The sequence below is a fragment of the Natronomonas pharaonis DSM 2160 genome (assembly GCF_000026045.1).
In the GTDB taxonomy this organism is placed as follows: domain Archaea; phylum Halobacteriota; class Halobacteria; order Halobacteriales; family Haloarculaceae; genus Natronomonas; species Natronomonas pharaonis.
Genome location: NC_007426.1, coordinates 2,337,241 through 2,357,243 on the forward strand (window position 1 = coordinate 2,337,241; position 20,003 = coordinate 2,357,243).

General features: G+C 62.8%; 25 protein-coding genes and 1 pseudogene. 12 read left to right on the plus strand and 14 right to left on the minus strand.

The genetic code is table 11. From position 1 onward, the window contains the following. Position 1: 1 nt before the first annotated feature. Both NP_RS11770 and NP_RS11775 read left to right on the plus strand, forming a co-directional pair. Complete coding sequence (locus NP_RS11770) at positions 2 to 1,012, plus strand: sodium:calcium antiporter (RefSeq protein WP_011324092.1); 1,011 nt, start codon at positions 2 to 4, stop codon at positions 1,010 to 1,012. A 58-nt stretch (positions 1,013 to 1,070) separates the two neighbouring features. After that, the gene (locus tag NP_RS11775; RefSeq protein WP_011324093.1) at positions 1,071 to 1,913 is read left to right on the plus strand and encodes a TatD family hydrolase; all 843 of its coding nucleotides are present in this window, start codon (positions 1,071 to 1,073) and stop codon (positions 1,911 to 1,913) included. Positions 1,914 to 1,944: 31 nt separating this feature from the next. Here NP_RS11775 and NP_RS11780 read toward each other — a convergent pair whose 3' ends face one another. Next, positions 1,945 to 3,186 carry an RNA-guided endonuclease InsQ/TnpB family protein gene (locus NP_RS11780; protein ID WP_011324094.1) on the minus strand — a complete coding sequence of 414 codons (1,242 nt, stop codon included), beginning with the start codon at positions 3,184 to 3,186 and terminating at the stop codon, positions 1,945 to 1,947. 168 nt (positions 3,187 to 3,354) lie between these two features. Here NP_RS11780 and NP_RS11785 point away from each other — a divergent pair, with 168 nt between their 5' ends. Further along, a complete protein-coding gene (locus tag NP_RS11785; RefSeq protein WP_011324095.1) occupies positions 3,355 to 3,912 on the plus strand; it encodes a hypothetical protein in 558 nt (185 codons plus the stop codon). Positions 3,913 to 3,929: 17 nt separating this feature from the next. On the opposite strand, the gene NP_RS11790 is transcribed toward NP_RS11785, so the two are convergent. From NP_RS11790 to NP_RS11810, 5 genes are all read right to left on the minus strand, one after another. Further along, the gene (locus NP_RS11790) at positions 3,930 to 4,442 is read right to left on the minus strand and encodes a hypothetical protein (RefSeq protein WP_011324096.1); all 513 of its coding nucleotides are present in this window, start codon (positions 4,440 to 4,442) and stop codon (positions 3,930 to 3,932) included. Between the two features lie 80 nt (positions 4,443 to 4,522). After that, positions 4,523 to 5,548: an amidohydrolase family protein gene (locus tag NP_RS11795; RefSeq protein WP_011324097.1), complete on the minus strand. Its 1,026-nt coding sequence runs from the start codon at positions 5,546 to 5,548 to the stop codon at positions 4,523 to 4,525. Positions 5,549 to 5,641: 93 nt separating this feature from the next. Then, positions 5,642 to 6,079, minus strand: a complete 438-nt coding sequence (locus NP_RS11800) for a DUF5518 domain-containing protein (protein WP_049939712.1) — start codon at positions 6,077 to 6,079, stop codon at positions 5,642 to 5,644. 79 nt (positions 6,080 to 6,158) lie between these two features. Continuing rightward, the gene (locus NP_RS11805; protein ID WP_011324099.1) at positions 6,159 to 6,821 is read right to left on the minus strand and encodes a metal-dependent hydrolase; all 663 of its coding nucleotides are present in this window, start codon (positions 6,819 to 6,821) and stop codon (positions 6,159 to 6,161) included. After that, positions 6,821 to 7,465, minus strand: coding sequence for a hypothetical protein (locus NP_RS11810; protein WP_011324100.1), 645 nt, complete (start codon positions 7,463 to 7,465; stop codon positions 6,821 to 6,823). Before NP_RS11810 ends, NP_RS11805 begins: the two co-directional genes overlap by 1 nt. 87 nt (positions 7,466 to 7,552) lie before the next feature. Between NP_RS11810 and NP_RS11815 the strand changes: the two genes are divergently transcribed. Continuing rightward, a complete protein-coding gene (locus tag NP_RS11815) occupies positions 7,553 to 8,257 on the plus strand; it encodes a helix-turn-helix domain-containing protein (RefSeq protein ID WP_011324101.1) in 705 nt (234 codons plus the stop codon). Between the two features lie 41 nt (positions 8,258 to 8,298). Here NP_RS11815 and NP_RS11820 read toward each other — a convergent pair whose 3' ends face one another. After that, the gene (locus tag NP_RS11820) at positions 8,299 to 8,670 is read right to left on the minus strand and encodes a 30S ribosomal protein S8e (protein WP_011324102.1); all 372 of its coding nucleotides are present in this window, start codon (positions 8,668 to 8,670) and stop codon (positions 8,299 to 8,301) included. A gap of 125 nt (positions 8,671 to 8,795) precedes the next feature. On the opposite strand from NP_RS11820, the gene NP_RS11825 reads away from it, so the two are divergent. The 4 genes from NP_RS11825 to NP_RS11840 all read left to right on the plus strand — a co-directional run bounded on the left by NP_RS11825 (position 8,796) and on the right by NP_RS11840 (position 11,619). Next, positions 8,796 to 9,110 carry a cupin domain-containing protein gene (locus tag NP_RS11825; protein WP_011324103.1) on the plus strand — a complete coding sequence of 105 codons (315 nt, stop codon included), beginning with the start codon at positions 8,796 to 8,798 and terminating at the stop codon, positions 9,108 to 9,110. Between the two features lie 159 nt (positions 9,111 to 9,269). Then, a complete protein-coding gene (locus tag NP_RS11830; RefSeq protein WP_011324104.1) occupies positions 9,270 to 9,827 on the plus strand; it encodes a hypothetical protein in 558 nt (185 codons plus the stop codon). A gap of 58 nt (positions 9,828 to 9,885) precedes the next feature. Next, positions 9,886 to 11,064, plus strand: coding sequence for an inorganic phosphate transporter (locus NP_RS11835; protein WP_011324105.1), 1,179 nt, complete (start codon positions 9,886 to 9,888; stop codon positions 11,062 to 11,064). Between the two features lie 123 nt (positions 11,065 to 11,187). Then, positions 11,188 to 11,619 carry a universal stress protein gene (locus NP_RS11840; RefSeq protein WP_011324106.1) on the plus strand — a complete coding sequence of 144 codons (432 nt, stop codon included), beginning with the start codon at positions 11,188 to 11,190 and terminating at the stop codon, positions 11,617 to 11,619. Positions 11,620 to 11,631: 12 nt separating this feature from the next. On the opposite strand, the pseudogene NP_RS11845 reads toward NP_RS11840, so the two are convergent. From NP_RS11845 to NP_RS11860, 4 genes and pseudogenes are all read right to left on the minus strand, one after another. Then, positions 11,632 to 11,925, minus strand: a pseudogene (locus NP_RS11845) (MFS transporter); the annotation flags it as partial. 38 nt (positions 11,926 to 11,963) lie between these two features. Next, on the minus strand, positions 11,964 to 13,220 hold the full coding sequence (locus tag NP_RS11850) for an RNA-guided endonuclease TnpB family protein (RefSeq protein WP_011324108.1): 1,257 nt from the start codon (positions 13,218 to 13,220) through the stop codon (positions 11,964 to 11,966). A 1-nt stretch (position 13,221) separates the two neighbouring features. After that, positions 13,222 to 13,614 (minus strand): IS200/IS605-like element ISNph5 family transposase, encoded by a 393-nt coding sequence (gene tnpA, locus NP_RS11855; protein WP_011324109.1) that lies wholly within the window; start codon positions 13,612 to 13,614, stop codon positions 13,222 to 13,224. A 309-nt stretch (positions 13,615 to 13,923) separates the two neighbouring features. After that, on the minus strand, positions 13,924 to 14,550 hold the full coding sequence (locus NP_RS11860) for a MogA/MoaB family molybdenum cofactor biosynthesis protein (protein ID WP_011324110.1): 627 nt from the start codon (positions 14,548 to 14,550) through the stop codon (positions 13,924 to 13,926). A gap of 135 nt (positions 14,551 to 14,685) precedes the next feature. On the opposite strand from NP_RS11860, the gene NP_RS11865 reads away from it, so the two are divergent. The 4 genes from NP_RS11865 (at position 14,686) to NP_RS11880 (ending at position 18,526) form a co-directional block, all read left to right on the plus strand. Continuing rightward, positions 14,686 to 15,741 carry a zinc-binding dehydrogenase gene (locus tag NP_RS11865; protein ID WP_011324111.1) on the plus strand — a complete coding sequence of 352 codons (1,056 nt, stop codon included), beginning with the start codon at positions 14,686 to 14,688 and terminating at the stop codon, positions 15,739 to 15,741. Next, complete coding sequence (locus NP_RS11870) at positions 15,734 to 16,072, plus strand: hypothetical protein (protein WP_011324112.1); 339 nt, start codon at positions 15,734 to 15,736, stop codon at positions 16,070 to 16,072. Before NP_RS11865 ends, NP_RS11870 begins: the two co-directional genes overlap by 8 nt. Positions 16,073 to 16,139: 67 nt before the next feature. After that, a complete protein-coding gene (locus NP_RS11875) occupies positions 16,140 to 17,384 on the plus strand; it encodes an MmgE/PrpD family protein (protein WP_011324113.1) in 1,245 nt (414 codons plus the stop codon). Between the two features lie 152 nt (positions 17,385 to 17,536). After that, positions 17,537 to 18,526, plus strand: a complete 990-nt coding sequence (locus tag NP_RS11880; protein WP_011324114.1) for a transcription initiation factor IIB — start codon at positions 17,537 to 17,539, stop codon at positions 18,524 to 18,526. Between the two features lie 42 nt (positions 18,527 to 18,568). Here NP_RS11880 and NP_RS11885 read toward each other — a convergent pair whose 3' ends face one another. The 3 genes from NP_RS11885 to NP_RS11895 form a co-directional block, all read right to left on the minus strand. Next, on the minus strand, positions 18,569 to 18,775 hold the full coding sequence (locus NP_RS11885) for a hypothetical protein (RefSeq protein ID WP_148215462.1): 207 nt from the start codon (positions 18,773 to 18,775) through the stop codon (positions 18,569 to 18,571). A gap of 136 nt (positions 18,776 to 18,911) precedes the next feature. Beyond that, a complete protein-coding gene (locus tag NP_RS11890; protein ID WP_011324116.1) occupies positions 18,912 to 19,478 on the minus strand; it encodes an NUDIX hydrolase in 567 nt (188 codons plus the stop codon). A gap of 57 nt (positions 19,479 to 19,535) precedes the next feature. After that, entirely contained in the window at positions 19,536 to 19,949 is a 414-nt protein-coding gene (locus tag NP_RS11895; RefSeq protein ID WP_011324117.1) for an Lrp/AsnC family transcriptional regulator, read from the minus strand. Positions 19,950 to 20,003: the final 54 nt, after the last annotated feature.

The window sequence follows — 20,003 nt, forward strand, 5'->3', positions numbered from 1 at the left end:
CATGACCAGTATCGGCGTTCTCCTCGGCATCGGGGCCGTTGCGACGGCGGTCGTTTGGGTCGGGTCGTCGGCGCTCGAACGGGCCTCCGGTCGGCTGGCCCGCCACTATGGCCTTCCACGGCTGGTGCAAGGGACGATTCTCGCCGCACTGGGGTCGTCAGCGCCGGAAATAGCCAGTACAGTCATCGCGACCATCCGGTATGGGGAGTTCGAACTCGGTGTCGGTGTTGTCGTCGGCTCGGCGGTGTTCAATATCCTCGTCATCCCGGCGCTTTCGGCGCTGCTTGCCGACGGCGCGCTCGACACCGGCCGCGAGGTCGTCTACAAGGAGGCTCAGTTCTACATGCTGTCGGTCGCGGCGCTGTTTCTCGTCTTCGCGCTGGCGGTTATCTACTTCCCGGCCGAAGGCGACGGACTTCAGGGCAACGTCACCCGTCCGCTGGCGGTGTCGCTGCTGCTGCTCTATCTGCTCTATATTTTCGTGCAGTATCTCGATGTCAGCGAGTCGAACGCCAAGACGACACGGCTGGAGCGGCGGCGGTTAGCAATCGAGTGGGGGTTGCTCGTCGCGGGCGTTGGGCTCATCATCGCGGGCGTCGAGGGGCTTGTCGTCGCCGCCATCGGCCTCGGCGAAGCCTTCGGCACCCCCTCGTTCCTGTGGGGGCTGACCGTCGTCGCGGCCGCGACGAGCCTCCCGGACGCGCTCATCAGTGTCGCCGCCGCCCGCATCGACGAGCCGGCCGTCTCGCTGGGTAACGTTCTCGGGAGCAACATCTTCGATTTGCTCGTGGCCATCCCCGCCGGCGTGTTGCTCGGCGGCGCGGTCGCGGTGTCGTTTACCGCCGCCGTCCCGATGATGGCGTTTCTCGTCGTTGCGACGGTCGTCCTGTTTGCCTTCGCTAGGACCGGCATGGAGATATCGAACGCGGAGGCGTGGGCGATGTTACTGCTGTACGGCAGCTTCATCGCGTGGCTGCTGTTGGAGAGCATCGGCGTCATCGACATCGTCTGACGCGGGAGGGCCATCCTGTCCCGTGTGGCTTTTGCGCCGGCCGGCCGAACCCCGGAGCATGTACGACGGCCCGATACTCGACAATCATCTCCATCTCGACCCAGTCAATGGCCGCGGAGCAGACGCCGCCGCGGAGTTCGCCGATGCGGGGGGCACACATCTCAACGTGCTGAACAAACCGTCGTGGAACCTCGTCGGCGAGGTCGACGACGAGGACGGCTTCCGGGAGACGTTCGACATCACCATCGATGTCACCGCTGCGGCCGACGAACTGCTTCCCGGTCGCGCGTGGCCGGTTTTGGGCGTCCATCCCGCGCTCATTTCACAGCTTGTCGACCGCGGGTACGGCCCCGAAGAGGCAGCGGAGCTGATGTGTGCCGGCATCGATGTCGCCGCCGAGTACGTTGCTTCGGGGCGCGCGCTGGCAATCAAGTCCGGCCGGCCGCACTATGACGTTGCCGACGCCGTCTGGGAGGCTTCGAACCAGGTGATGCGCCACGCGTTCGCCCGCGCCGCCGAGGTCGGCTGTGCCGTCCAACTCCACACCGAGGGCGGCGAAGACTTCGAAACGGTCGCCGAGTGGGCTGAAGCCGAAGGGCTGGCCCGCAAGCAGGTCGTCAAACACTATTCGGCCGGATACGTCGACGGGCCGATACCGAGCGTTATCGCCCACAAGGACGAACTCGAACGGGCCTGTGGGGGCGAGTGGCCGTTCTTCATGGAGACGGACTTCATCGACGACCCCGACCGACCGGGGGCGGTTCTCGGGCCGAAGACGGTGCCGAAGCGGACCCGATGGCTCGCCGAGGCAGGCCACGAGACGGCGCTGCGCCGGGCACACGTCGAGACCCCGGCACAGGTCTACGGCATCGATACCGAGGCGACGCTGGACGAGAACTGACCGAAGCAAGTCAAAGTGAATCGCCTCGGGGTCAAGCCCCGAGGCTTCCCGTTTCTACGACGTGACTTGCAGACACTTCATGGATATCATCCGTGTCCGTAGCGGTCACAGTCTCCACGGGCGTGTCTTCGGGCCATCCAAGCCCTAACGCAGAAAAGCCTCTCTCCAAGACATTCATCGCTGCATTCGCGTCCCTGTCCGTCTCGAACCCACAACTCGGACAGGAGTGTTCTCTGACCCAGATGGGTTTCGCTGACTCCACACCGCACGACGCGCATTCTTTGGTGGTGCCTCGTGCTTCGACTTGCACGACGTGACAGCCGTACAGGTCGGCCTTGTATTCGAGGAGGGTGATGAACTGTCGCCACGCCGCATCCTGCTTGTTGCGACCGTTGTGCGACTGTTCGAGCATTCCCTTCACGTCCAAGTCCTCAACGAATACAGCATCGTACTCGCGGACGAGCCACGTCGTAATCTTGTGCTGGTAGTCCAGCACCTTCCGCTTGATGTGACGCTTGACCTTCGCCACTTCCCGGCGTTGCTTCTCGTAGTTGTTCGACCCTTCTTCCTTCCGCGACAACTTGCGTTGTTGACGGCGAAGACGCTCGTACTCGTCTTCGAGGTTGAGCCAATCCACGGTCTTGCCGTCGCTGGTGTGGATGTAGTTCTGGATGCCAAGGTCAATCCCAACGCTGTTACTTGCGTCAAGCGAGTTCACGTCGGGCTTCTCGGGCAGATCGGCGTCGTCGGTTTCGAGGCCGAACGAGACGAACCACTCGCCGGTCGTCTCCTTCTTGACCGTGACTTCCTTAATCGAAGCGAAGTCAGGAATCGGGCGATGGTAACGGATTTTGACCCAGCCGATTTTGCTGAAGCGAACGTAAGCGAACCTGTCACGGCCCCTCTTTTCATCGAGGTCGAAACCGGACTGGTTGTACGTCATGCTTCGGTACTCGGTAGGTGCTTGCCGTTTGAGCTGACCAACGTTGTACCCCTTCTCTTTCTTCTTGCGAAGATTCGAGAGGTTCCGATGGAAGCGAGCGACAGTGGCTTGCGCGGCCTTCGAGTGCAGTTCACCGAACACAGGCCATTTGCGCTTCCACTCGGGGAGTTTGTTGTTCTGGTCGTACTCGGATGGTTTGTCGTCCTCTGGGCTGTTCTCGTAGTCCCAGCGGACATGGTTGTAGAGTTGGCGATGAACGTCCAGATGATGTTCCAGTCGCTCCGCTACCTCTTGTGTCGGGTAGGCACGGTAGCGGTGACTGTGTTCCATCGCTGTCTCTTGATTACCGATGTGTTCACTTAATGGTTTGTATCCCTGCGTGTCGGCTTCATCCCCGAGGTCAAGCCTCGGGGTATTCGCCTTGTCCACTGATAAACTTCTTTCACGGAACATCCGGGCCACAAGATTATTTTAACCGGGGGCGACAGCTACGACAGTATGACTCCCGCTACCGACGCCGATAGCAAGCCGTTCATCGAAGCGGCTGTCACAGGCGCAGTTGCCTGGGTCCTCGGCTACGTCTTCACCTATCTCATCGTTTCCGGCGACATCGAGGAGTCGCCGCTGAATCAACTCATCGAGGCCTTCGAGGGCGAGCAAGCGACCTACGAAATCGTCGGCTGGGTGTTTTATAATGCACACCTCGTCGATGTTTCCTACTCCGGGCTCGGCCCGCTTGCGCCGCCGCAGAACTTCGTCGGCGGGGATGGATTCACCCCGTTCCTCTATGTCATTCCGCCGGCACTGCTCGTTATCAGCGGCCTCGCCATCGCCCGCTATACGGGAGCATCGGATGTCAACGACGGAGCCATCTCGGGGCTGCTCGTCGTGCCGGGCTATCTCGTGTTGGCGGCGCTGGGGACGGTGCTGTTTTCCATCTCTGTCGGCGGCGTCTCCGGCGCGCCTGACCTCGCGCCCGCGGTTCTCATCGCCGGCGTCGTCTATCCGGCGGTCTTCGGCGCGCTCGGCGGTGTCGTGGCATCAGTGACGGCCTGACGGCAGGACGCAGCGTCTCACGTCTCGGCAGCGAGTATCGGCTCGACGTCGTCGAGCACCTCCTCGTGGTCTTCGGCAACCGATTCAACGATGTCTTCTTCCGCATCGTCGAGCGCTTGGGGCTCGGCATCGGCTTGGGCGACTGCTATGGCCGCTGTTTGTCCGTCGTGTGCGGTTTCGAGGAGGTCCTGCAGAAGGCTAACAATCTCTTGGCCGTCGTACTGCTCCAGTTCCTCATCCGGAACGATGGTTTCGTCTTCGATTTCCTCGTAGCGTTCCCGGATGTCGGATTCACAGTTGTCGAGCGTCGTCTCAGTTTCGTCAGCCAGCCGGTCGAATCTGGATGCGTCGAACGTCTCCGGGGACTGCAGCCACTCCTCCAGTGCGGTTCCGACCGAGTCGACGCGAACCGAGACCTCTTCGGTGCAGTGCTGGACCATCTCCCAGTCCTCGCTATCGATATCAATACAGCCCGCAGTGACGATACCGGCACCCCCGAAAGCGCCAGCGACGAAGGACCGTCGGTTCATTACCCCGTTGCTATTTTATCCGAAATCATAAGCGTACCGACGAATGTGGCTAGCCGAATCGGCTCCTGTATCGGCCGCCCTCAGCAGATGACCCGCTCGACGTCCAGCGCTGTCGCTCGCCGGACGACCGCGTCAACGGGGTCAGCAACGCCCGAGAGGTTATCGGAATCGCCATCAAGCACCAGCAACGCGGCCCGCCGCCCCGGTTCGATGACCCCACAGTCAAGACCGACGGCCTCGGCACCCGCGGTCGTAGCCATCCGGAGCACTGTCTGTGAGGGGAGCTCAAACGTCTTCGCAGTGTATGCCATCTCGCGGAACATCGACGGCGGATTCAACATCACGTTGTCCGTCCCGAGCGCGACGTCAGTGTACTCAAGCAGGGTTTCGATGGGCGGCCGGCCGACCCCGAGCACGCGGTTTGCACGCGGACAGACCGCGATTGGCGTTTCTTGGTCGGCGACGCGTTCGAGATGCTCGGCCTCCGCATGGACCATATGCACCAGCAGGTCCGGCTCCAAGTCCAGCGCCGGATGAATGTCGGTCGCGTCGGGCTCTCCGGCGTGGATGGCAAACGGGACACCACGCGCTGCGGCGGCGGCCCGTTGGCTGGTAAAGTCGTCGTCGTTCGCGCCGCTGGCACCGAACCCGTCGGCCACGTCCAGCACCGCGGCGTCGTCGCTCCCGAAGATGAACGCCTCGATGTCGAGGCCCTCGGCCGCTTCGCGTAGGGTTTTGGCCCCCTCGATGCCGAACTCGCGGAAATCGAGAAACGCCGCGGTGCCGGTCTGCTGCATGAAGCGGAGCGTGCGATACATTGCATCGACTGCCGTCTCGCGGTCGGCCGCCTGCAGCCGCTGGTGTTTCAGGCTGTCTGGAGGGGCCACTGCCGCTTCGAGGCCGAGGTCGACGGCCGCCTCCTTGGCGACGGAGTCACCGACGTGGCTGTGGGCGTTCACGAACGCCGGCAGGATGATGCGGCTCGCATCGCCGTCGTGGTCATCAATGCGTTCGACCGCGGTAATGTGGCCCTCCTCAATGACGACCCGGCCGTACATCGGGTCGAACGACCGCCCGGCGAGGACCGTCCCCTCTAGTGTCTCCATAGATGGAAGACGTGAAGCGGAGGCATATGAGTTGTTGGAATATGGTTTCTTTATTTACGGAATTGCGTGGTTTTTGGTCGTCAATCGGATGTTTCACAACTGCTCTTTGAGGTAGATGCCAAGGTAGCCACCGAGAGCGGCCAGCCCGACCGTGTAGACGGCCGAAAAGCCGAGCAGCAGCGGCCACAGCGACACTGGCAGTCCCGGCCCACCGAGGAGAAACGGGAAAAAGAACAGACCGCCAACGAGCGTAAAGAACGCAACCGGGAGAAACATGAAGCCCCCGGCCAGCGCTCCGGCCTTGGCACCGTCGGTCCGGGTGCCGCCGTCGAGATAGGCGGTTGTCGCGCCGCCGAGTAGCGTCGACAGCGGGATGAAGTACAGCACGACGCCGACGACAGCGCCGATAACAGCATTGAGTACCGTGCTGCTGCCATCGTCGCGCGGTGTGTCTCGTTGTCGGGCATCGTCGTGTCGACTGTGGTCGCGGGAGAGGGTATCGTCCGAGCGGAGGGAGTCGTCAGGGACCATACTTGGGGGCGGACGCGGCCGAGAGAAAAACCCGTCGGCGCGGCGCAGAACGGCCAGCCGCATAGTCGAGATGGAGCCGCTATTCGTCGTCGTAGCGCGGCGTCTGCAGCCGCCGAGCCACGAGAGCGAACGCGCCAAGACAGACGAGATACAGCTGCCAGCCGCCGACTGCGATGGGGAACCGGCGGTCGACCGGCCCGTCTTCGAGTGCGGAGGAGGGCTGTGCCGGGTTGCCGACGTGGGTGTCGGCAGTCGTGCCGGTCCGGCCGGCGTCGACGGCCGCGCCGGTCTCGTCGCCGAACTCGATGTCAACGAACGTCTGGACGACCCCGTCGCTGGCCGAGAGATACAGCTCGCCGTCGAGCGCGTAGAACGTGTCTCGAAGCGGCCAAAAGAAGTTGATGCCGGAGAGGTGGCTCCAATCGAGGGCGATGTGAGCGACCGTGTGAGCAACGAGGGCGACCCACGCGACTCGGATGCCGTAATCGCCGAACCGGTCGCGAAGCCACGAGCCATCGCGAACCGTCTCCCAGTAGAGGACAGCGGCTGCGGTGACCGAAAGCATCATGGTATGCAGGACGGTCCGATGAGCGCCGTCCATCACCCAGCCGAGGGCGGTATCGAGTTCGGGAAACAGGATGACAAGCAAGACGACAAGGAGCGCTCGCCGGTCATAGAACCGTCCGAGAAGTCCGACCGCAAGCAGGAACGCGACGGCTGCGTGGACGACTGTCGACGGCATTATCGGCCACCCCCTGCGGCGCGGTCGATGCGCTCGACGCGGGACTTTGCGACGGCCGCCACGACAGCGCCCCCGACAAGGACGGCCTGCCAGCCAGATTCGACGAGATAGAGCCGGCGGTCGTCATCGCCGGGAGCGACCCACGAGCGAACGTGATGTGTGTCGGTCGTTCCCGGCGATGCAAGGCCGAAAGCACCGCTTCCGAACTCAACGTAGGTCTGGACAAGCCCCTCCTGTGTCGAGATGACAAGCCGGCCGACGACAGCGAAATAGCGGTCCGAGAGCGGATACAGCACGGCAGCCCCCGCGGGGCTGAAGAGTTCGGGGGCGATGCCGGCGACCGCATACGCCGCTGTCGCAACCCACGCAACCCGAACGCCGTACCAGCCGTACCACGAACGAAGCCACGATGTCTCGCGGAGCCGAGTGTCGTAGGACAACAGCACCGCCGCCGCGAGCGGAATGAAAAGGGAGTGAAAGACGGCGTTTGTCGTCCCGATGGCGACGAGTTCGAGGGCAGCGTCGGCGTCGGGAGCAGCGGCAGCAGCCGCAACGACGGTCAGCGACCTGCGGTCGAAGGCCGCACCGAGCAGGGCGACGCCGACGAGAACGCCGAGTGCGATATTGACAAGCGTCGGCGGCATCGAACACCGCTGAGTGCTGCGAGCGCATAATCGTTCCGCCGGAGGCGGAAGCGACCGTTTATATTCGTGGCTGGCGTCGCCTCGGATATGCGTGAGCCGCGTGCGGAACTCGCCGAGCGAATCGCCGGCGAGGTGACGCTGTCGGACGACCCGGGAGCGACGCTCCGGAAATGGCGCGAGGAGTTCGATGTCGCCCAGACGACGCTGGCGGATGAACTCGATGTTTCTGCGTCGGTCGTCTCGGACTACGAGAGCGGCCGACGGGGCAATCCCGGTATACAGATCGTCCAACGCGTCGTTGAGGGGTTGTTGACGGTCGACGAGCGCCGCGGCGGCGACCGGGTTCGCCAGCACGCCCGGGTGCTGTCTGCGGGCTTCGACAGCGATGTTGTCTACGACCTCCGGGAGTATCCGGCGACAGTTCCGATACCGCGGTTCCACGAGGCCATCGGCGCCGAACCGGTCACAGAGGGGCAAGCCGAGACGGTCGCGGGCCACACCGTTATCAACAGCGTCGAGGCAATCAAGCGACTCTCCAGCGAGGAGTTCTACCGGCTCTACGGTCAGTCAACCAACCGGGCGCTGGTTTTCACTGACGTGACTCGCGGCGAATCACCGCTGGTCGCGCTACGCGTCGTCACGCCGACGCCGTCGGCAGTCATCCTCCACGGACTCGACGCCGACGACCTCTGGGAGCACGCGCCAGCACTCGCCCGAGCGGACGGGGTCTCGCTTGCGACGACGACGATGCCGCTGGAGGCGTTGCTCGAAGAACTGCGGTCGTTCCCGTAGCTGTCCGACGCGTACGGGCGATAGAAGGGGTGTTACGACGACTACTCGTCGACGAGGACAGCGTTTACCTGCCCGTCCTGACCGGGGCGGGAGGTAACGCGGGCGCGACCCATGTCGGTTTCGATGATAGCGCCCTTGGTGATGATGTTCCGCCGGACGTAGTTGGGGTTCGAGGGGTTCTCCGCGACGTCCTCGATGGTCGCGGGCTCGACGCCGTCGTCGGTCGCGACGCTGGCGGTGTTTTTGGCGACGGCGCGGACCTTGGCGTTGCCACCGTGGGTTTCGACGACCTTCAGTTTCTGATCGCCGACCTGCGTTTCGGTCGGAGCCGAGCCGAGTTCGTGCTTGCGCTTTTTGCGAACGGCGCGCCGACGGCCGCCGGTTCGCTTCTTGGTAGAGCGGGCGTGGTTCATACAAGCCACGTGTCCGGGCGCGTACTTCAATGCCTCGGGTTGGAGCCGTCACAGCGCATCCCCTCGCGGTGAAGTCTCGCCACGCGTCCCGAACGGCTAAACCGGCGGCGGCCGACTGCCAGTGTATGACGCTGAACGAACTTCCGGAGCTGTCGCCAGCCGACGGCGAGGTCGAGACCGCCGAACTCGTCGTTGAGGACGACGTCCTCGTGAAGCTGTTTGCACTCGGCCCCGGCGGAGCCTTCGACCCCCACGTCCACGACGACTGCGAGAACGTGTTTCACCTGCTCGACGGCGAGGTCATCGTCACACAGGACGACACCGAAGAACACATCGAAGCACCAGCGGTCGTGCACAATCCCCGCGGCATCGAACACGGGGCACGGAACGACGGCGACGAGCCGGCGCTGTTGACAGCGAGCCTGTGTCCGCTTCCCTGATAAGTCGATGTCGAGCATGAACAGTCACTCTCTCACTCGGAGCACGGAACGGCAGAACCCCCGACAGCGACGCGAGGCGGGGCGACGGCCGTCACAGGGCGGACACACTGGCCGCCAGCGAAAGCGCCCCCAGTTGAGCCAGTCAAGCGGGGTGGACCGATGCTAAACCCCGTCCGCGTTGACGCCATCATCGACCTCACCTATGGCGCGTTGATTGCGCTGTCGGTTGTCCTGATTGCGACGTTCGAGCCGGCGGCTGTCGGTGTCGCGTTCGGAATCGGTGTGTTCGCATCGTACGTCGTTCACGTCGTCTGGAAGATGGCCCGGTTCGACCCGAGCTGGATGACCCAGGCCGTCGAAGAATCCGTCAGCGAAACGGTCGGAAAGCAGGTCGAAGAGGTCCAAGACCAGGTGGAAAAACAGGTCGGCGACGTCCAAGACCAGGTGGAGGAAACCGTCAGTGAGACCGTCGAAAAACAAGTCGAAGAGACAGTTGGCGAGACCGTCGAAAAACAAGTCGAGGAAGCGCAGGCGCAGGTACAGGAGACGGTCGAAGAGACGGTCGAAGAGACGGTCGAAGAAACGGTTGGCGAGACCGTCGAGGAGGTCCAAGAACAGGTTGAAGCTGTCGACGAGCGGGTCGACCGACGGCCTCGGGAAGAAGACATCGAAGAAATCGTCGAAGAGTCAGTCGACGAGGAAACCGAACAGTCCTGACATCCTCGCCGTAGCCGTTACGCTACTTATTTTACGCACATCGGTATAATATCGTCCAATGGTCGAAGCCCTTCTGGTAGTCGGGGTTATCGCGTCTCTCTTCGTCGGATTCAATATCGGTGGTTCGTCGACTGGAATCGCTTGGGGGCCACCCGTCGGCGCGGGTATCATCAAGAAGACGACTGCGGCGGGGCTCATGACGGTGTTCGTCTTTCTCGGCGGTTGGACGGTCGGCCGCAACGTGATGGACACACTGAGCGGACAGATTATCACGATCGAACTCACGCTCTCGGCGGGCGTTGCGATTCTCTTTTTCATCGGGCTGGGCATCCTCGCCGCCAATATCTTCGGCGTTCCCGTTCCGACGTCGATGACGACAGTCGGCGCGATTGCCGGGCTCGGGCTGGCGACTGGGACGCTTAATTACCCGGTAATCGCGGGGATTATTTCGTGGTGGGTCGTGACGCCGGTCATCGGGTTCTGGATCGGCGGCATTATCGGACGCTACATCTATCCCGAAGTCAATCGACGGGTGCAGATCAAGAAGTCGGAGGGACCGCTACTGACCCTCGACCGTGATGCGGCGGTTCCGAAGCCGACGTTTGGCCCGAACACGACGTGGACGGAACTCATCAGCACGTCAGCCGTACTTGTCATCGGCTGTTATATGGCTTTCAGCGCCGGGGCAAGCAACGTCCCGAACGCTGCTGCACCGCTGGTCGGTGGTGCAAGCGGACTTCCCGACGATACCGCAATCATCCTTGCCACAATCGCCATCGGAGTTGGCGGGTTCACAATCGCTCGGCGAACGATGGAGTCGGTCGGCGGTGAACTGAGCGACATTCCGTTGCTCGCGGCTCTTTTCGTGATGGTCACCGCATCGACGATTACGACGGTGCTCTCGTGGTTCGGCATCCCCATCAGCCTCGTGATGTCGACGGTGATGACGATTGTCGGTATCGGGTGGGGCCGTGCGACCCGGCCGGTTACTGTCAGCGACGCCGTCAGACGGGACACGGGAGACGCTGAAATCGTTCCGGGAGCAATTACGGCGAAAGGAATGGAGGGCAAAGCCGCATCCCCGATCGGTGAAGCAGAGCCTGACGAAGTGCTCGATGCGGGGGACCTGTTCAACCCCCGGGCCGTTATCAAATACATCTCGATGTGGATTATCGGGCCGTCGATATCGACGCTGCTTGCCTATGGGTTCTTTCGCATTCTCCCGGGCGTTGCCTGAGAAATAACCCAGGTTACGAACAACCGACCAGAAAGCAGCTTGATTATCGAGTGTTTTACAACCTGTTTGCGAATCAGGCAAACAAGTTTTATCTGCTATCGGTCTGAGATGTAGCTGTCGACAATGTACGATGAGATTCTCTTTCCGACCGACGGCAGCGACGCTGCCGAAGCGGCGCTGGCCCACGCTATCAGCATGGCCGACGCATACGACGCACAGCTCCACGTCCTGTATGTCGTCGATACAACCTACGCCGGCGTCGGGGCAGCCGGGAACACGAACGTTAACTCCCTCCGTGAGGAGGGCGAGTCGGTGCTGTCGTCGACAGCCGACCGAATCAAGGACGCCGGCCGCCCGGTTGAGACGGTGCTGAAGGAAGGCCATCCGTACGACGAGATACTCGCCTACAGCGAGGCGGGTATCGACGTCATCGTAATGGGGACCCGCGGCCGCAGCGGCGTCGACCGATATCTATTGGGCAGCGTCACCGAAAAAGTCGTCAGGACCGCCGAACCACCCGTTTTTACCGTTCGACCGGAGGAAAAGCCAGAGTAGTCCGGTCTCGTATCAATCGTCGGCCGGCGCGCCGGACCGCGCCGGAGGCTCCGAGAGCAGCCAGCCGCCGGTCGTTGCCTCCTCGGCGACGTGGGGCTGGAACACCCACGCCGAGAGCACCAAAATCGGCACCATCGTCACGCCGACAACGGCAAAGCCCCAGTGGAGGCTCGGAAGGAAGTACGCTGAGAAGACGAGCGGGTATATCGACCCGCCAACGGAGCCGATACCACCGACGATACCGGCGACGCTACCGGAGTCGTCGGGAAACATCGCCGGCACCTGCGCGAAGGTGACATCCTCCGCGCCGTTCACGGCGCGGCTTCCCTGCATGGGAATGCCGGCTAACTACCGGCAGTGGGTTCCGACCCGACCTCTCCGAGCGTCATCTGCCGTGGTTGGCTCTGTTCGGTGGGGGTCGCGGCGCTGTCACAGGCGCTCCCATCCCGTGAGATGTCATCGCCCGCCGGTTTCAGAGGCAGGCTCTCACCCCACGGGTCGTGGCGGTCAGCGATGTTGACCGCCGCGTTGATGTCTGCGTGGTACTCCGATACCCAACACTCGTCGTTCTGACACCGGAACTCATCGCCGTCCCGATACCCGATGTGCCCGCACTCGTGGCACGTCTGGCTCGTGTACTCCGGGCGGATGTATTCGACCGGGATGCCAGACTCTCGCGCTTTGTCCTCGATGCGCTCCTGCAAGCGAGCGAACGCCCATGCGTGGAGGCGTCGGTTCATCCACTCGCCGTAATCGAGGTCTTCGCGGATGTACGAGAGGTCTTCCAGAACGACCACAGGCTTCTCGAATCGGCAGGCGTACTCGATTGCCTGCCGAGACGCCTTTTCGATGATGTCTGTGAGTGCGTTCTGGTAGTGGTCGAACCGTTCGTCAATCCGCCACTCGGCGGCGTCACGCTCTTGGAGGCGCTTGAGCGTCGTGTGCATCTCTTTGCGGAGGTGACGAGCGCGGCCACCGTTGATGAGTAGTGGGTCGGTCGGAGTGCCCTGCTCGCAGGCACAGCCCGCGAGCAGGTGTGCTTCGCCAATGTCGAAGCCGACTGGTGTTACATCGTCGTCTGTCGGTTCGTAGCCCGGTTCTTTAACCGGAAACTCGACGGTGACGTGAAGCGTCCACGACGTGCGGTGACGTTGCAGGCGGAGTTGTCCTGCCGACGCTTCACCGTCCACGATGTCGTGCCACAGTTCTTCTTGAGCGGGGTTGATACGGAGTGGTATCCAGAAGTTCGTCCCGCGACCGGGCTGTGGTACCCACCACGTAAACTCGTAGTCGCGTTCCGGCGAATGGTCGAACTCAGCGGCTTGGTTGGTGAGCCGAACCGGGTGGTCGTCGTCCAACTCCTGTGCATCGTAGGTTCCGTGCAGTTGCGGAACGTAGTTACACAGGGCCGCCTTCGCCTGATACGGCAGGTCGTAGGGAGTCACCACGTCGCTGGTGGCGGTCATCGTCTCGCACCCGGCCTCAAACGCCTCGTGGAGTCCTGCCCGGTAGGTGTCGAGCAGGTCGCACAGTTTGCGCTCTTTGTGGGCTGTCGGCGGGGCGAGCGTGGCCTCCAGCGTTTTCGTGGTTGTCGCGGTCATGCTACTGGTTTTCCACGTAGTCCATCAGCACGTCGATGCTCACTTGACCGGTCGTGGCGAGGAAATACCCCGGCTGCCAGAACGCATCTTCGAGCGTCTGTTTCACCTCAGGGTACTCCTGGCGAATCCGGCGGGATGTGACGCCCTTGAGCGAGTTGATGAACTTCGTGAGGTCGGTGGTGGGTTTGGTCGTGAACAGAATGTGAACGTGGTCGGTGCCGCCGTCCACGTTCTTGATGTCGGCCTCGAAGTCCTCTGCAATCTCGTGAGCGACTTCAGCCACGCGCTCCAGCCGCTCATCGGTGAGGATGTCGGCGCGGTACTTCGTGACGGTCACGAAGTGATATTGAAGCGCGTAGACCGTGTGCGACCCGGATTGCAGGTGATACTCCATTTGGCCTCACCAAATACAAGACACCCAATCTCAATAACTCTTGTGCCGTTGGGTATTCGGTCGGGCAAAACCGCGTGGACTGTCGAACCGGGCTTACGCGATTCACGCCCGCCGTGAACGGCGGGATTCTCTCGCTGAATCAAGATAGATTCGATGCGATGTGCGTTTTCGATGCGACGCTGTCCAAGCGCCCCTCTTGCCATTGTTTCTGGGGATGGACTGCGGCCACATACGGCTGAGCGTTGATATTAGTTCGATATATGGCGACGCCACGAACAAGTGGTTCTCGCCCGCGGCAATGGGCGTCGGCTACCGACCTGCGAGACCGACCAGGTGTGGCGCTTCGGCGACGATTATCTCCTCGGTGCCAAGCTGAGCCGCGTTCTCGCTGCCCGGCAGACAGAAGACGGCCGCTCCGTCAGCGATACCGCCGACAGCACGTGTGCCGACGACTCGGGTATCGATTTCCTCGTAAGAGAGCGTCCGGAACAACTCACCGAACCCCGGAAGTCGCTTGTCGAACAGCGGCTCGACGGCTTCGATTGTCACGTCGTCCGGCGTGACACCGGTGCCGCCGGTCGTGACGACACAGTCGACATCGTCGCGGCCGATGAAGCGGTCGACAGTGTCCTGTACCCTGTCGTAGTCGTCAGGGACGAGTTCCCGGACAGCGATTTCGTGGCCGGCGTCGGCCATTGCCTCGGCGATAGCGTCGCCTGCGCCGTCTTCCTCTATTGTTCGGCTCGAAGAGATAGTCAGTAGCCCGACACCGAGGCTGTCGACATCGTGATGATGATGGTCGTGGTCATGGCCGTCGTCGTGGTCATGGCCGTCGTCACCATCGTGGTCGCGATGGGTCTCATCAGCGCCACCCGTTCCGTTGTCTTCGTCCACAGCGCCTTCGTCGCCATGTTCGGTGTCGGTATCGTCGGTCATACCCGAGCCTCGGCGGCCGAGTGGATAAGGGCGGCGGAGCCAAAACGGACGTGTAGTGGACTGGCTGGCTGGTATGCCGCGCGTGGCTTGCTGACACCGCTAGTGTTTTGCACCCGCCGAACACAGGCCCAGATTATGAAGGCCATCTTCTATGAGGAACACGGCTCGACAGACGTACTGCAGTACGATGACTTCGACGACCCGGAAATCGGCCCCGAGGAGGTACTGGTCGATATCAAAGCCGGCGGGCTGAACCACCTCGATGTCTGGACGCGGAAGGGGATGCCGAGCCCCGAGGAGCTGCCGCATATCCCCGGCAGTGACGGGGCCGGTGTCGTCAGCGAGGTCGGCGAACGGGTGACACAGTTCGAGGCGGGTGACCGCGTCGTCGTCGAGCCCGGTCTCTACTGCGGGGAATGTGAGTTCTGCCGGAAGGGCGAAGAGTCGCTGTGTGTCGATTACAAGATGCTCGGCGAGCACGTCCGCGGCGTCCACAGCGAACTCGCAGCGGTTCCGGAGACGAACCTCATCGAGCTGCCCGAACACGTCGACTTCGTGACGGCGGCATCGGCACCGCTGGTTTTCCAGACCTCTTGGCGGATGCTGATGACGCGGGCCGAGATTCAGCAGTCCGACAGCGTCCTCGTTTTGGGTGCTTCCGGCGGCGTCGGCCACGCCTGTGTCCAAATCGCGGCCAACGAGGGCTGTGAGGTCTTCGCGACGGCGTCCTCGGAAGAAAAGCTCGCCCACGCCGAGGAGTGTGGAGCCGACCACCTCATCAATTACGAGGAGGAGGACTTCGACGAGGCGATCAAGGAGCTGACCGACGGACGCGGCGTCGATGTCGTTGTCGACCACATCGGCGAGGCGACGTGGGACAACTCGCTTTCGGCAGCGGCTCGCGGCGGCACCATCGTCACCTGCGGAGCGACATCCGGCATCTCTCCGGAGACGAACATCCCGACCGTCTTCTGGAAGCAGCTCGACATCCTCGGATCGACGATGGGGACGCCTGGCGAGGTCGACGAAGTAATGACCAAGGTCTTCGACGGAACGTTCGAACCCCACGTCCGAGAGGTCCTTCCCATGAGCGAGATCGCACGCGGCCATGAGATGCTCGAATCCCGCGAAGGGTTCGGCTCTGTCGTGGTCGTTCCGGACAGCGACTACGACCCCGGCGAGTATGAGTGACGGCTACCGACACGACCCTGATGCCTTCGACGAGGAGGGCGACCGTATCGTCGAAAGCGACATCGAAGAGAGCCGCGGCCACGGTGGGTCAGGCGGCGACGACGTGTCCGGCGAGCATCCCGACGCCGTCGAGCGGGAGTTCGACTGGCGCGGCTGGACGCTCGTGGCAGCTATCTTCGTCGCCTTTCTCGTCGTGCCGACCATCATCTACCTCTACCCGCGCTTCCCGACGCTGTTCGGCCTCTCGTTTTTGGATGCGTACCTCGTGTTGCCGATGGTGCCGGCGCTTGTGCTCGGCGTGCTAGCGGTGTGGGCGACGACTCGCCCCTGAGTTCCGCAGCCGCCACACGCGCCTCGGGACCCCCACGCTTTTTGCCTGACCGCAGGTGTATTCACCCATGACATCGACGGCGGAAGTCGCGGCGTTCGCCGCGGACGTAAGCTACGACGGACTCCCGGAAACGACCCGCGAAGCCGCAAAGCGGCGCGTGTTGGACGCGGTCGGGGTCGCTCTTGGGAGCCGTGACGACGAGCGGACAGCGCCGGTCCGTCGGGCGGTACCGCGAGTGACGACCGACGGCTGTCGGCTCTGGGGAACCACCGACGCGGCGACGGCGTCCGATGCGGCGAACCACAACGCCACGGCGACGGCTGTGGGGCCCGGAGGTGTCTACCTGTCGCCGACACTATCGGCCGCATACGGACCACTGGCAGCCGTATTGGCTGTCGCTGAGAGCCGCGGGGTAACCGGCGAGGAGACACTCGCGGCGCTTGCGGCCACACAGGAGATTCACGGCGAGTTGGCACTGAACGCGCCGCTTGATGAGTTCCATCCGGCAAGCCATGGCGCTATTGCCGGCGCGGCCGGTGTCGGTCGTGTGCTCGGACTTGATGCCGAGCGCATCGAACGGGCTGTCGGTCTGGCCGCAGGACAGGCGTTGCTGGCTGTCGGCGACGACGAGTACGCGGCGCTTGCGGTCGGTGCGAGCGCCGCCACCGCAGCCGAAGCCGGACTGCTGGCCGAGGCAGGAGCAACATCCCCTGATACGCTGGCTGGCCCGGGCGGCTGGCACGACCTCGTGGGGCCGTTTGACCTCGATTTCGACCCGGGGTGTGAGCGGGTTCGTGATGCCGCCGTCCTTCCATACGACGTCCACCCATACGCACAGACGGCAATCGCCGCCGCGGTCGACCTTGCGGCGGATGCCACTCTGGACCCGGCTGATATCGATACTGCCACGGTTGAAACGTTCGCCGACGCCGTTCCTGTCGTCGCCCCCGAGGCCATCGCAGCGGCGCTCGTCGACCGAGAACTGTACAGGCAACCCACCGCACGGGCCGATCTCGGCCCGGTCGCCGAGGCAGTCGAGACGGCGGCTGACGACGACCTCACCGACCGAGCGGCACACGGCGAACTGCCGGCGCGAGTCACCGTCAAGCTCCGCGACGGGGCAGTCCACGAGGTCGAGCACGGCCGGTTCGACGGCCATCCCGCACAACCGGCCCCGTGGGGGACTGTCGAAGAGAAGTTCCACGCGCTCGCAGGCGACCGGTATGACGCCGACCGCCGGGCCGACATCGTCGATACGGTCCGCAGTCTTGAGGCCGAAAGCGCCACTGAGCTGGCGTTGCTCTTGGATTGATAACCGCGGCGTGGCCGCCGTTGGGAGAGTGGAGGGCCAGCCATCTGCTGATGGTCTGTCGTGGCACCCGTGGGGAACAGACCCGTTCTCAATCCATCGGGTGCGATGCACACCATATTAAAATAACCAACAGCCTTAATATCAAATAGTGTATGGTGGCTACTGTGACGAGCGGGTCTACTAACCAACGAACGAGCCGCGAGGCGAGCACAGAGGCCGAAAAAGCAGAGGAAGCGGCTGCAACGGCTGAAACGGTCGAGCCCGACGCAGTCGACCCCGACGACGTGGTCAAGACCGCCGATGGCGAGCTCATCCATGAACCGACGGGGCTCGTGCTCGAAGACGAGCATATCGACCGTGGTCCGGAGTGGCGTGCGTTTACCCACTCCGAGCGGCAGTCGAAATCGCGTGTTGGGGCGCCGACGACCCAGACGATGCACGACAAGGGGCTGACGACCCAGATCGACTGGAAGGACAAAGACGCCTACGGGCAGTCGATTTCGTCGGACAAGCGGTCACAGATGAACCGACTGCGGAAGTGGCAAGAGCGGATTCGGACCAAGGACGCGGGCGAGCGGAACCTGCAGTTCGCGCTGTCGGAAATCGACCGGATGGCCTCGGCACTGGGCGTCCCCCGGTCGGTGCGGGAGGTTGCGTCGGTTACGTATCGGCGGGCACTGGATGAAGACTTGATTCGGGGACGCTCGATCGAAGGGGCCGCCACGGCGACGCTGTATGCCGCCTGCCGGCAAGAAAGCATTCCGCGGTCGCTCGACGAGGTCGCAGAGGTTGCCCGCGTCGAACAGAAGGAAATCGGCCGGACCTACCGGTATCTCTCACAAGAACTCGGCTTGGAGATCAAGCCCGCCGACCCGAAGGAGTACGTCCCGCGCTTTTGTTCGGAGCTTGCGCTCTCTGAAGCCGTCGAGCAGAAGACCCGAGAGATCATCGACGTAACCGCCGAGGAGGGAATGCTTTCGGGGAAATCGCCGACGGGATACGCCGCCGCCGCGATTTACGCTGCGTCACTGCTCTGCAACGAGAAGAAAACACAACGGGAGGTCGCCGAAGTCGCACAGGTGACAGAAGTCACTATCCGCAACCGCTATCAGGAACAGATCGAAGCGCTCGAACTCCACTGAGTCGTCGGCTCGCTGCCGGAACGAGTCAGTACCGGCCGCCAGTCAGTCGTTGCTACACTTGGTGTCGTCGTCACGTTCGCTCTCCGTGCCGGCGGCGCGTTCGGAGTCAGCGCTGTCAACGTGTTCGTCACCGGTGAATGCGGGCGCAATGCCGCAGGTCCTGGCGTAGTGGCGGAGCTCGGCCGTTGAAATATCGGCCTCACGGGCGGCCTCACGAGCCGTCGACAGCCCGCGGACGTAGCGTGCCACCGCGGCTCTGGTTCGGGCGTCGTACATATCCCTCGAAAGCCGATACGCGGTTATCGAATGTAAGGCTTTTTCTAAATATCACACATGTATGGACAGTCAAAGAGGAAATGGCGTTAGTAACAGACTATTTTCCACATTAACCTTCGAAGTCTCGACGCATTGCGATTTCGAACCACGGGCAGAGCCGTAGCTGTCGGTACCAGCGCTGATTCTCATAGAGGCGTTCGTAGGGAGCCCAAAGCACTCCGGCCACCTCTTCTTCGTCAGGGTCGAGCGAGACGTCGTCGAGCGTGCACTGCAGGACCGAACAGACCTCCCATTCGAGGCCTGCATCCAGATAATACCGCTTGTACTCGAACTTGTCTGTCACCCGGAGGTCACTGTACTGGTCGGGGGTGACTCCCAGTTCCTCTTCGAGCCGTTCTCGGGTTGCTTCGAGTTGCGTCTGTCCCTCGACGGGATGCGAGGCCACGGTGCCGTCCCAATGGGTGTCCCACAGGCGCTTTGTCGGCGCACGCTGAGCGAGCAGAACGTTGCCGTCGCCATCGAAAACGAGCACCGTAAACGCCCGGTGGCGGATGCCGTCGCCAGTGTGAGCGTCGAGGCGGTTGACAGTCCCTGCGGCGTTGTCGTCGCTGTCGACAGCGATGACATCTTGCCCGGCGTTCGGGTGGTCGGCCGTCTCGGCGTCGGTCGTATCCATGCCCCATCCGACGGGCGGGGCCACCAAGGGCGCTTCGGCTTCATGGGTGGCGTGCCGCTATCCGCGGCGCTCGGCGAGAATGAGTCGGGTCTTCGTCGAGACGACCTCGTCGAGTTCGCGGGCACGAGTAATGAGGTCATTCAGTGTGCCCGTGTCCGTCGTGTCGACGACGACGACGACGTCTTCCTCACCGGAAACCTGCCAAACGAAGTCGACCTCGCGCCACTCGGTCATCCGGTCGGCGATGTCGCCGGTATCGACATCCACAGCGACGCTGATTTCTATCATCGCCTTCACGTTCCCGGTACGGGTTGCGATGGTGAACCGCTCGATAATTCCCTCTTCGAGCAGTCGCTCGACGCGGTTGCGAACCGTCCCCTCCGACGTGCCGACCTGTTCGGCGATTTCGGTGTAGGGGGTCCGGGAGTCGCGCCGGAGGATGGCGAGTATCTCTCTGTCGAGGTCGTCCATCGAGATTCGTGGGTTGCGGCCGCCGGCACTTACCGATTACGAATTTCGTAATGA

Excerpts from the sequence above, each read along its gene's own strand:
- NP_RS11770 (WP_011324092.1), top strand. The coding sequence starts at position 2 with ATGACCAGTATCGGCGTTCTCCTCGGCATCGGGGCCGTTGCGACGGCG.
- NP_RS11775 (WP_011324093.1), top strand. The coding sequence starts at position 1,071 with ATGTACGACGGCCCGATACTCGACAATCATCTCCATCTCGACCCAGTC.
- NP_RS11780 (WP_011324094.1), bottom strand. The coding sequence starts at position 3,186 with ATGGAACACAGTCACCGCTACCGTGCCTACCCGACACAAGAGGTAGCG.
- NP_RS11785 (WP_011324095.1), top strand. The coding sequence starts at position 3,355 with ATGACTCCCGCTACCGACGCCGATAGCAAGCCGTTCATCGAAGCGGCT.
- NP_RS11790 (WP_011324096.1), bottom strand. The coding sequence starts at position 4,442 with ATGAACCGACGGTCCTTCGTCGCTGGCGCTTTCGGGGGTGCCGGTATC.
- NP_RS11795 (WP_011324097.1), bottom strand. The coding sequence starts at position 5,548 with ATGGAGACACTAGAGGGGACGGTCCTCGCCGGGCGGTCGTTCGACCCG.
- NP_RS11800 (WP_049939712.1), bottom strand. The coding sequence starts at position 6,079 with ATGGTCCCTGACGACTCCCTCCGCTCGGACGATACCCTCTCCCGCGAC.
- NP_RS11805 (WP_011324099.1), bottom strand. The coding sequence starts at position 6,821 with ATGCCGTCGACAGTCGTCCACGCAGCCGTCGCGTTCCTGCTTGCGGTC.
- NP_RS11810 (WP_011324100.1), bottom strand. The coding sequence starts at position 7,465 with ATGCCGCCGACGCTTGTCAATATCGCACTCGGCGTTCTCGTCGGCGTC.
- NP_RS11815 (WP_011324101.1), top strand. The coding sequence starts at position 7,553 with ATGCGTGAGCCGCGTGCGGAACTCGCCGAGCGAATCGCCGGCGAGGTG.
- NP_RS11820 (WP_011324102.1), bottom strand. The coding sequence starts at position 8,670 with ATGAACCACGCCCGCTCTACCAAGAAGCGAACCGGCGGCCGTCGGCGC.
- NP_RS11825 (WP_011324103.1), top strand. The coding sequence starts at position 8,796 with ATGACGCTGAACGAACTTCCGGAGCTGTCGCCAGCCGACGGCGAGGTC.
- NP_RS11830 (WP_011324104.1), top strand. The coding sequence starts at position 9,270 with ATGCTAAACCCCGTCCGCGTTGACGCCATCATCGACCTCACCTATGGC.
- NP_RS11835 (WP_011324105.1), top strand. The coding sequence starts at position 9,886 with ATGGTCGAAGCCCTTCTGGTAGTCGGGGTTATCGCGTCTCTCTTCGTC.
- NP_RS11840 (WP_011324106.1), top strand. The coding sequence starts at position 11,188 with ATGTACGATGAGATTCTCTTTCCGACCGACGGCAGCGACGCTGCCGAA.
- NP_RS11850 (WP_011324108.1), bottom strand. The coding sequence starts at position 13,220 with ATGACCGCGACAACCACGAAAACGCTGGAGGCCACGCTCGCCCCGCCG.
- tnpA (WP_011324109.1), bottom strand. The coding sequence starts at position 13,614 with ATGGAGTATCACCTGCAATCCGGGTCGCACACGGTCTACGCGCTTCAA.
- NP_RS11860 (WP_011324110.1), bottom strand. The coding sequence starts at position 14,550 with ATGACCGACGATACCGACACCGAACATGGCGACGAAGGCGCTGTGGAC.
- NP_RS11865 (WP_011324111.1), top strand. The coding sequence starts at position 14,686 with ATGAAGGCCATCTTCTATGAGGAACACGGCTCGACAGACGTACTGCAG.
- NP_RS11870 (WP_011324112.1), top strand. The coding sequence starts at position 15,734 with ATGAGTGACGGCTACCGACACGACCCTGATGCCTTCGACGAGGAGGGC.
- NP_RS11875 (WP_011324113.1), top strand. The coding sequence starts at position 16,140 with ATGACATCGACGGCGGAAGTCGCGGCGTTCGCCGCGGACGTAAGCTAC.
- NP_RS11880 (WP_011324114.1), top strand. The coding sequence starts at position 17,537 with ATGGTGGCTACTGTGACGAGCGGGTCTACTAACCAACGAACGAGCCGC.
- NP_RS11890 (WP_011324116.1), bottom strand. The coding sequence starts at position 19,478 with ATGGATACGACCGACGCCGAGACGGCCGACCACCCGAACGCCGGGCAA.
- NP_RS11895 (WP_011324117.1), bottom strand. The coding sequence starts at position 19,949 with ATGGACGACCTCGACAGAGAGATACTCGCCATCCTCCGGCGCGACTCC.